Origin of the sequence: Metabacillus sp. YM-086 (assembly GCF_048059995.1) — a bacterium.
Lineage (GTDB): Bacteria > Bacillota > Bacilli > Bacillales > Bacillaceae > Metabacillus > Metabacillus litoralis_B.
Genome location: NZ_JBLUOI010000042.1, coordinates 36,050 through 46,778 on the forward strand (window position 1 = coordinate 36,050; position 10,729 = coordinate 46,778).

The 10,729-nt window shown below is 37.3% G+C and carries 6 protein-coding genes, 1 rRNA gene and 2 riboswitches; of the genes, 6 read left to right on the forward strand and 1 reads right to left on the reverse strand.

Going from position 1 to position 10,729, the window contains the following annotated elements; all coding sequences use genetic code 11:
- Positions 1 to 37: 37 nt before the first annotated feature.
- Positions 38 to 1,216 carry a sensor histidine kinase gene (locus ACEWK1_RS17160; RefSeq protein ID WP_416636530.1) on the reverse strand — a complete coding sequence of 393 codons (1,179 nt, stop codon included), beginning with the start codon at positions 1,214 to 1,216 and terminating at the stop codon, positions 38 to 40.
- A gap of 348 nt (positions 1,217 to 1,564) precedes the next feature.
- Between ACEWK1_RS17160 and ACEWK1_RS17165 the strand changes: the two genes are divergently transcribed.
- The 6 genes from ACEWK1_RS17165 to ACEWK1_RS17190 all read left to right on the forward strand — a co-directional run.
- Positions 1,565 to 2,533, forward strand: coding sequence for an AAA family ATPase (locus ACEWK1_RS17165; protein WP_247339205.1), 969 nt, complete (start codon positions 1,565 to 1,567; stop codon positions 2,531 to 2,533).
- Positions 2,530 to 3,744, forward strand: coding sequence for a DUF58 domain-containing protein (locus tag ACEWK1_RS17170; protein ID WP_247339207.1), 1,215 nt, complete (start codon positions 2,530 to 2,532; stop codon positions 3,742 to 3,744). The genes ACEWK1_RS17165 and ACEWK1_RS17170 overlap by 4 nt, the downstream gene beginning before the upstream one ends.
- Positions 3,744 to 5,957 (forward strand): transglutaminase TgpA family protein, encoded by a 2,214-nt coding sequence (locus tag ACEWK1_RS17175; RefSeq protein ID WP_247339208.1) that lies wholly within the window; start codon positions 3,744 to 3,746, stop codon positions 5,955 to 5,957. Before ACEWK1_RS17170 ends, ACEWK1_RS17175 begins: the two co-directional genes overlap by 1 nt.
- A gap of 26 nt (positions 5,958 to 5,983) precedes the next feature.
- A riboswitch (purine riboswitch) is annotated at positions 5,984 to 6,085 on the forward strand.
- 212 nt (positions 6,086 to 6,297) lie between these two features.
- Positions 6,298 to 7,839, forward strand: coding sequence for a glutamine-hydrolyzing GMP synthase (gene guaA, locus ACEWK1_RS17180; protein WP_416636531.1), 1,542 nt, complete (start codon positions 6,298 to 6,300; stop codon positions 7,837 to 7,839).
- Positions 7,840 to 7,924: 85 nt separating this feature from the next.
- Positions 7,925 to 8,026: riboswitch (purine riboswitch) on the forward strand.
- A 147-nt stretch (positions 8,027 to 8,173) separates the two neighbouring features.
- A complete protein-coding gene (locus ACEWK1_RS17185) occupies positions 8,174 to 9,496 on the forward strand; it encodes an NCS2 family permease (protein WP_247339209.1) in 1,323 nt (440 codons plus the stop codon).
- Positions 9,497 to 9,884: 388 nt separating this feature from the next.
- A 16S ribosomal RNA gene (locus ACEWK1_RS17190) occupies positions 9,885 to 10,729 on the forward strand; the annotation flags it as partial.

Below are 10,729 nucleotides of genomic sequence, written 5' to 3' on the forward strand. Positions count from 1 at the left end.
TAGGCTCCTATGATCAGGACATAGGAGCCTATATTTCTTATACCCTCACTCTCACTTCAAAGGAAGTCTTTCCATTTAAAGAGTCAACTATAATTCTCCCATTATATTTCTCAACAATTTGCTTTACAATATATAGCCCTTGTCCTCTCACTTGAGTATTTTCCCCTGATTTCGTCGAGTAACCTGGTATGAAGATCTTCGTTAATTCTTCTTTAGAAATTATAGATCCTGAGTTTATTACTCTAAAGATATACTCATCATTTTTTTCCTCACAATACACCTCAATTGATCTATTTTCCTTTGATATCTGTTTAGTCGCATCAATTGCGTTATCAATGAGATTCGATAAAATTTTGACTAAATCAGTTGGTTGGATCAAATTAAATGAAGCGTTTGAGTTATAAAATTGAATATTGATATTATGACTTTGTGCTGATAGAGATTTTGTTTGAAAAAGAACAGATAATGCTGGATTATTCGATTGAATCGGAATTTTATAGAGTAATTGTGCCTCTTCGCGCATTGAGTTGGAATAATCAATCGCTTCCTGCTGTTTGCCTAGCTTTAACAATCCGTTGAGAACTTGAATGTGATTAGCAAAATCATGTCTTAACGAACGTACAGATTGTATTAATGAATGAAGTTCAGAATGATAGGTTTCTTCAGTATCGCCCACTTGTTTTTTTAGCTCGTGGTTATACCATTTTTGAATAAGTATGAACGATGATACTAATAAGATGATTAACAGCCCACTTAGAATAAAACCTAGAGTGCTGTTTTTAACAACAGTATGATCAATTCGATCAAGCATTGTTGTTTCGATATCAATGCTTAGAAAGCCAATGGTTTCCCCATCTTTATTTACAATAGGTGCTCCGGCTGATATATATTCTCCATAATGAGGATCATTAATTTTTCCTGTAAAGTAAGGATTCCCAACGTATGCTTCCTTGATTTGATCAATTGGAACAAGACAATCCATACCTATATCGTAATAGTTGCCCTTATCAGGTGGAAATCCAGCAATCATGACTTTAGGGCGTGAGTTTGGATTCTCAAATGACAAAGTGTATACATATAAAGCAGCAGTATGTTGCTGTGCTTCATTTAACGATTTTCTTATTTTCCAGTAATCTGTATTTCTTTCGGGATTGTTAAGGAAACGCTCATAAGCCTCTACATCAATCGAGTTAGCGATTGAGGCTGCCATTTCCATTGCATTATTTGCTACAGAAACTTCTGCTGCTTTTTTCGCTGTAAAATAAGAAACTAATATATTAAGAGTGATCAAGCATAGAAGAATGGTTATCGATAGGAAAATGATAAACCTAATTTTTTTGTTTTGTTTAATAATTGAAACCTCCTATCGACTAATATGCTAACAACGAAATTCTACATAATTATACAAGAAACTACAATAGGAAGGTATGAGGAAGACAATTTTCATCAAATTTATTAATTATATGTAAAATTAGAACATATTGCTAAATGCAAAAGGATTTTGTTAACTTTTTCAGAATACTATAATAGAAGATAAGGAGAAATACACCCTAGGAGGATAATCATGTCTCAATATGAAGCAATGCATCCAAAACTCGGTCGAGTTATTGAAAATATCGAAAACGTAATGGTAGGAAAACGTGATGTTAGTATTCTAAGCCTTGTGGCCATTCTTGCTGGAGGTCATGTGCTGCTTGAAGATGTTCCAGGTGTCGGAAAAACGATGATGGTTCGCGCTCTTTCAAAATCGATAGGAGCAGAATTCAAGAGAATTCAGTTTACACCAGACTTACTTCCCTCGGATGTGACGGGAGTTTCTATTTATAACCCAAAAGAATTAAAATTTGAGTTCCGTGAAGGGCCTATCTTTGGAAACATCATCTTAGCAGATGAAATTAATCGTACCTCTCCAAAAACTCAGTCCGCGTTGTTAGAAGGAATGGAAGAAGGAAGCATTACTGTTGATGGCACAACAAGAATTCTTGCGAAACCATTTTTTGTTATGGCTACACAAAACCCAGTTGATTACGAAGGAACATATCCGCTACCGGAAGCACAATTGGATCGCTTCTTATTCAAGTTAAGAATGGGATATCCAACTAAAGCTGAAGAGTTTGAAGTGTTAACATTAGCAGAAAGAGAAAGACCTATCTATAAAATAGAAAGTGTTATCTCAAATGAAGAATTAGCTGAGTTACAAAATGAAATTCAGTTTGTTTATGTTGATGATACGATTAAGAACTATATTATTGAAATTACTGGGAAATCAAGAAAGCATCCTTCTGTTTATCTTGGTGCAAGTCCACGTGCCTCAATCGCGTTAATGAAGGCCGCACAAGCCTATGCGTTTATTTTGGGTAGAGATTATATTATTCCTGATGATATTCAATACCTTGCTCCATATACGTTGGCACACCGGATAATTTTAAGGTCAGAGGCGAAGTTTGAGGGGAAATCTGCTGATGAACTTATACATGATATTATTTCTAAAACACCAGTGCCGGTTCAAAGGTCTTTAAGTGGTAAATCATGACGTTATTAACAAGATTTAAAGCTGGCTGGAAGGTCTTATCCCTCTTATTTCTTACCTTAGCAGCATTTAGTTATGCAATGTTTCAAGGTGGATTTGTAAGCTGGTTTCTCTTTTATAGCTTTCTACCGTTTGCGCTCTATTCTTTCTTATTAATGATCTACCCAATCCGCTCTTTTCAAGTAACACGGAGAATTAATCAGGAACAGTTTTCGGTTGGACAGAGGCTTATCGGTACAATAACGGTTAAAAGATCTTTTCCTTTTCCGTTATTTTATTTATTAGTTGAAGACGAGCTTAATGATAAATTAAAGGGTGTTCAAAAACTTAAAGAGCCAAACAAACTCTTTTTTCCGTGGTTTAAGAAGTCGATCTCCTTTAGCTATGCCCTTCTTGAGATGCCTCGAGGTGAACACCACTTTAAATCGGTCCGCTTAAGAACAGGGGATTTATTTGGTCTAATTGAAAAGGAAGTTTCTTTAGAGGTTGAAAACTATTTTCTTGTTTACCCTTCAACTGTTGATTTAGCCTATCATTCAAAGCAAAAACAGTATGAGCAAGGATCAGCATCAACATTAACAAAGTATTGGCAGGATTCAACTATGGCTGTCGGTGTCAGGGAATATCAACCAGGAGATAAATTTGCTTGGATTGATTGGAAAGCTACGGCTAGAAGAGATTCAATTATGACAAAGGAATTTGAACAAATGCAAAGTCATGATGTTGTTGTATTTATTGACAGGTCACATTCTGAGGTATTTGAATCAGTTGTATCCTATACCGCATCATTAATTCGCGCTATAGTTAAAAGTGGCGCTAGAGTAGGGTTAGTTTCAATTGGGAAGCAGCAAAAGATGTTTCCGCTGCAGGCTGATGAGCAGCATGTAAGCAGCATCTTTTATCATTTGGCAAAAGTTGATTGTGACAGTCGAACACCTTTTTCTGCTGTACTTGGAGGTAACTATTTAAATAAGGAAATGAAACAAGTTACCAGTATTCTTGTTACATCAACTCTAAACATGGAGATGGTGAGAAAGCTCGAGTTTTTATCAGCTCGTCAGCAGACATTTATTCTATACCTTATTAAAGGGAAACTTCATGAACTTTCAAAAGAAGAGTCTGTTTTAGTTGAAAGATTGAAGCAGCGTCAAGTTCATGTAAATGTAGTAAAAGAACAGGATGCAAATAAGCGTTTTAAAGAGGTGAATATCTAGTGAAAACACCTAAAGACCAAGAAGGGATATCTGTTAATCTTCTATATTATCTGTTTGCATTTATCCTGCTATGGGAATGGTTAAGACCTCTTGGGGAATTTACTGATACAGCTAACACGTTTATTTTTGTGTTTTTTATTGCTGTCAGTTTTATTATGACATTTTTCAGGTTGCGATGGTTCATCACATTTCCGGTAAAAATGTTCATTATTTTGTTTATGCTTCACGGGTTATATTTCGAAGGCGTGTTTTTTAGTTTCCTTTGGATAAAGGACCTAATTGGTGATATTGCCTTTAATCTTTCGTTAGTACCAAGTGCGGATTGGATGGGGATGACTTCATCTTTTCGTTCATTGTTATTTTTTATTTTGCTTTGGTTACTTGTTTATTTAATACACTATTGGATTCTTTTCCAAAAGAGAATTTTCTTTTTCTTTGTGTTAACGCTCCTTTACATTACAGTGTTAGATACCTTTACTCCATACGATGCATCTTATGCAATTGTTAGGGTTGTTTTAATAGGTTTCTTTATGCTTGGTCTCCTGTATTTTGATCGATTGAAGAAACTGGAGAATTTAAAAGTGAAAAGGCTTGCTTCCCTTAGATGGATCATGCCGCTACTTGCATTTATCATGCTTTCAATGATTCTAGCCATATTAGCTCCTAAGGCATCACCACAGTGGCCTGATCCAGTTCCGTATATTACAGCTGTTGGGCGAGAAGATGAAGGTGGTAGTGGTACAAAGAAAATTGGGTATAGCCCAAATGATGAAAAGTTAGGTGGATCATTTGTAGGGGATGATACCGAAGTTTTCACTCATATATCAAGTGATCGACATTATTGGCGAGTAGAATCTAAGGATGTGTATACAGGGAAAGGATGGGAAGCCTCCGATCCTGATGCAGAACGTGAAGTCATTACATCAATTCAAGATGAAGTTATTTGGATAGATGATCGTGTAGAGACAAAAAGCTTGGAATCGACTGTTACAATAAATGAGGAATACCGCTATTTACATGTTATTTATCCTTTAGGTTTAACAGCTGTAAACACAGAAGCAAATTTACCAATTTACCTGAACCGAAATACAGAGTTAATCTCCCCTTTTCAGAAGCAGGGTGACGGATCTAGAGAGGAATTTCTAACATATCAGGTCGAGTATGAGCTTCCCTCTTATCCACTAAATGAAATGAAAAAAGCACAAGTTTTTGAAAATGTACCTGATGGGTTTGTTGAAAGATACACACAGTTACCTGATACATTACCTGAACGGGTGAGAGAACTTGCTGTGTCTCTTACAGAAACAAAATCTAATCAATACGATAAAGTGAAGGCAATAGAAGACTACTTGGGAAGGCCGGAGTTTACGTATGATAAGGAAGATGTGGCCATACCTGAAGGTAATCAAGACTATGTAGACCAATTTCTTTTTGAAACATTCAAAGGTTATTGTGATAATTTTTCTACTTCTATGATCGTTTTACTAAGGTCAATTGATATTCCTGCAAGATGGGTGAAAGGATACACAGAAGGTGACTTTGTTCAAACTGTAGAGAACAGTAATAGTGAATATAAAGTAACAAATAATAATGCCCATTCATGGGTTGAAGTGTATTTCACTGGAGTAGGATGGGTTCCATTTGAACCTACTAAAGGCTTTGTAAACCCTTATGATTTGGTAAGTGACTATAAAGATACACCTGGTCAGGAAGAGGTAGAAGAGGAGAAGGAACCTGTTGAAGAAGAGGAAAAGGAACCTGAAGCAACTCCAGAAAAGCCTGAGCAAACTAACAAAGAAACATCTTCTTCTACAAGTGATTTCTTCGGTTTCTTTAGTCTGCGTCTAGGGAGTACCGGTTTATATGGTGTTATGATCGTTACAGCGATACTAGCTTTTGTGATTTTCAAAACTAGGACGAAATGGATACCAAAGCTTATCATTTTAAAATATAAAAACCGTAACGATGACCAAGTATTCTTTCAAGCTTATGAGTCACTATTAAAACAATTTGCCCGCCGTGGTATTAAAAGAAAAGAAGGCCAAACCTTGAGGGATTATGCTCGGTATATTGATCGATATTTTCATATGGTCCATATGACAGCTTTAACGGAAAACTATGAAAGAGCATTGTATCGACGCGATGATGCAAAACAAGAATGGACTAAGTCAGTTGAATTGTGGGAAAATTTAATTAAAAGAACATCGTCTTGACCAATTGTATAAGAGATTGATAGAATAGAAAAAATTAATAGACCCTTCATATATCCTCGATAATACGGTTCGAGAGTCTCTACCGGGTAACCTTAAAACACCCGACTATGAAGGCAGAATAAGTTCGAAAGTAAGCTGGATTCTGCCTTCTTTTTATATAAGGAAATTAGACTCTTACCTTTTATTGGTGATAAGTCTGTTTCTTTATGGAAGGTGGATTCAGTTTTTTTGCTATACAGACATATTAGTAAGTATTTCCTGGGTTATGATACTTTTTGTATGATCTTAATAGTCTTAATAGCATACTAACAATAGTGCATGAAAATACGATGAGGTGACGATGGTGGCAAACATTCATGAAATGGTAGTAGTTTTAGATTTCGGTAGTCAGTATAATCAGTTAATCACAAGACGTATCCGTGAATTTGGTGTATACAGTGAGTTACATCCTCACACTTTGACGGCTGAAGAGATTAAACAAATGAACCCTAAAGGAGTAATCCTTTCAGGTGGTCCGAACAGTGTTTACGGTGAAAATGCTTTTGACTGTGATGAAGCAATCTTTGATTTAGGTATCCCTGTATTAGGTATTTGTTACGGTATGCAGCTGATGACTCATAAGCTTGGCGGAAAGGTTGAGCCAGCAGATCACCGTGAATACGGTAAAGCAACAATTGATGTTCATGGGAAACCAGCGTTATTTGCTGAGTTACCGGAACAACAGGTTGTATGGATGAGTCATGGTGACTTAGTGAAAGAAATTCCATCAGGATTCCATGTGGATGCTACAAGTACATCTTGTCCATTTGCGGCAATGAGTAATGAAGACCGCAAATTTTACGGTGTTCAATTCCATCCAGAGGTACGTCACTCTGAATATGGTAATGACTTATTGAAGAACTTTGTTTTTAACATTTGTGGTTGTGCTGGTAACTGGTCAATGGAGAATTTCATTGAAATGGAAACAGATAAACTCAAACAAAAAGTAGGCAATAAAAAAGTGCTTTGCGCCTTAAGTGGTGGTGTTGATTCTTCAGTTGTTGCCGTGTTAATTCACAAAGCAATTGGTGATCAACTAACATGTATCTTTGTTGACCATGGGCTGTTACGTAAAAATGAAGCTGATAGTGTTATGAAAACATTCACTGAAGGTTTTAATATGAATGTTATTAAAGTGGATGCAAAGGATCGCTTTATGAATAAGTTAAAAGGTGTTTCAGATCCAGAGCAAAAACGTAAGATCATTGGTAATGAGTTCATCTATGTATTTGATGATGAGTCAGCTAAATTAGAAGGAATTGAATTTTTAGCACAGGGTACTCTTTATACAGATATTATTGAGAGCGGAACAGCAACAGCTCAAACGATTAAATCTCACCATAACGTTGGTGGGTTACCAGAAGATATGGAATTCGAACTTATTGAACCTCTAAATACATTATTTAAAGACGAAGTTCGTGCATTAGGAACGGAACTTGGTATTCCAGATGAAATCGTATGGAGACAACCATTCCCAGGTCCTGGATTGGGAATTCGTGTTCTAGGTGAAATTACGGAAGAAAAATTAGAGATTGTTCGTGAATCAGACTATATTCTACGTGATGAAATTAAAAAAGCTGGATTAGATCGTGATATTTGGCAGTACTTCACGGTTCTACCTGATATCCGTAGTGTTGGTGTAATGGGTGATGCTAGAACTTATGATTATACTATTGGTATTCGTGCAGTTACATCAATCGATGGAATGACTTCGGATTGGGCAAGAATTCCTTGGGATGTACTTGAAGTGATTTCTACAAGAATTGTAAATGAAGTAAAGCACATTAATCGTGTAGTTTATGATATTACAAGTAAACCACCTGCTACTATCGAGTGGGAGTAAAAAACGAACGAAACGAACATTATTTTGAATAATGTTCGTTTTTTGTATTGACGAAAAAACGATACACTGATAAAATAAAAAAGTAATCAATATAGTCGAAATACGTCGTATAATGTCGAGGATATGGCTCGAAAGTTTCTACCAAGCTACCGTAAATGGCTTGACTACGAGGTATTAATAGCAGAGGTAACTACTGTTTGTTACCGGCCATTAATATTTTCAAAGTCAAGCGCTCACGTATAGGTGTGCGCTTATTTATTTGGAAATATTACTGGGGGACAATGTATTTGGTAGTAAAAGCTTTTGAACTAATACTGAGGAGGAACACCTATTTATGAAGAAGTTTTTTCAGTTTGATGAATTAGGTACAAATTATCGACGTGAAATTATTGGTGGTTTAACAACGTTCTTATCAATGGCTTATATTTTATTTGTTAACCCTAACACATTAGCCATGACGTCAATTCCAGATCTACCTGCTGAAATGCGAATGGATACAGGAGCTATTTTCACAGCAACTGCTATTGCCGCTGCTGTTGGTTCATTGTTAATGGGGCTTATAGCCAAATATCCAATTGCCTTGGCACCAGGTATGGGGTTAAACGCATTTTTCTCATTCACAGTTGTTTTAACAATGGGAGTACCTTGGCAAACAGCTTTATCAGGGGTTTTAGTATCAGGACTTATTTTTATTCTTCTTACTTTATCAGGATTACGTGAAAAGATTATTAACTCTATTCCAGCTGAATTAAAATTCGCTGTAAGTGCCGGAATTGGATTATTCATAACATTTGTTGGTTTTCAAGGTGCAGGCATTATTGTTAATAATGATGCTACTTTAGTTGGGTTAGGTGACTTCACTAATCCTCAAACACTTTTAGCTATATTCGGTATTATTGTGACAGTTATTTTAATGGTTCGTGGAGTAAATGGTGGTATCTTCTACGGAATGCTAATTACAGCAATTGTAGGAATGATCTTTAATCAAATTGCTGTTCCGACAGAAATTGTTGGTCAAATACCAAGCTTAGCGCCAACGTTTGGACAAGCATTTATGAACTTAGATCAAATCTTTACTGTTCAAATGTTAGTTGTTATTTTGACATTCTTATTCGTAGATTTCTTTGATACAGCTGGAACACTTGTTGGAGTAGCTAACCAAGCTGGTCTAATGAAAGATAATAAGTTACCTAGAGCAGGAAAAGCGTTGTTCGCAGATTCTGCTGCAACAGTAGTAGGTTCTGTTTTAGGCACATCTACAACAACTTCATATATTGAGTCTTCTGCAGGTGTTGCCGCTGGAGCTCGTTCAGGTTTCGCATCAGTCGTAACTGCTGTCCTGTTCTTATTAGCCTTATTCTTCTCTCCGCTTTTAGGAGTTATTACTTCAGCAGTTACCGCACCTGCATTAATCATTGTAGGGGCTCTAATGGTATCATCTTTAGGACAGATTGACTGGAAACGATTTGAAATTGCTGTGCCAGCATTCTTAACAATTATTACAATGCCTTTATCTTACAGTATTGCAACAGGTATTGCAGTTGGATTCATCTTCTATCCAATTACAATGATCATGAAGGGTAGAGGAAAAGAAATTCACCCGGTTATGTACGGACTGTTTGTCATCTTTGTACTATATTTTGTATTCTTAGCTTAATATATAGTAGGAATAAGGAAGAGGGACCGTCCCTCTTCCTTTTTTAAATTTATTAAAGCTTGAGTGAAGGAGTTGATAATCTACAGTCTATTCTATCGCCTCTATTGTTTAATTTATTTTATGTAAAAAAATATTGACTCTAATCTTTTTTGTTGTTATAGTAATAAAAGTCATTCGACGAGGTCATATTAAATTCTAGTTGAATGAAAGTTTTTTAAAAAACATGTTGACTTGATAATGGTTGATGTGGTAAATTAATAAAGTCGCTTCTGAGGAACGACATTAAATGATCTTTGAAAACTAAACAAAACCAAGCGTGCAAATGTTAATTTCGATTAACAAAAAACGTACTATAATAGTACAAACTTTTATGAGCTATATCAACTCTTTATTGGAGAGTTTGATCCTGGCTCAGGACGAACGCTGGCGGCGTGCCTAATACATGCAAGTCGAGCGAACCAATGGGAGCTTGCTCCCTGAGGTTAGCGGCGGACGGGTGAGTAACACGTGGGTAACCTGCCTGTAAGATTGGGATAACTCCGGGAAACCGGAGCTAATACCGGATAACATTTTGAACCGCATGGTTCAAAATTGAAAGACGGTTTTAGCTGTCACTTACAGATGGACCCGCGGCGCATTAGCTAGTTGGTGAGGTAACGGCTCACCAAGGCGACGATGCGTAGCCGACCTGAGAGGGTGATCGGCCACACTGGGACTGAGACACGGCCCAGACTCCTACGGGAGGCAGCAGTAGGGAATCTTCCGCAATGGACGAAAGTCTGACGGAGCAACGCCGCGTGAACGATGAAGGCCTTCGGGTCGTAAAGTTCTGTTGTTAGGGAAGAACAAGTACCAGAGTAACTGCTGGTACCTTGACGGTACCTAACCAGAAAGCCACGGCTAACTACGTGCCAGCAGCCGCGGTAATACGTAGGTGGCAAGCGTTGTCCGGAATTATTGGGCGTAAAGCGCTCGCAGGCGGTTTCTTAAGTCTGATGTGAAAGCCCACGGCTCAACCGTGGAGGGTCATTGGAAACTGGGGAACTTGAGTGCAGAAGAGGAGAGTGGAATTCCACGTGTAGCGGTGAAATGCGTAGAGATGTGGAGGAACACCAGTGGCGAAGGCGACTCTCTGGTCTGTAACTGACGCTGAGGAGCGAAAGCGTGGGGAGCGAACAGGATTAGATACCCTGGTAGTCCACGCCGTAAACGATGAGTGCTAAGTGTTAGAGG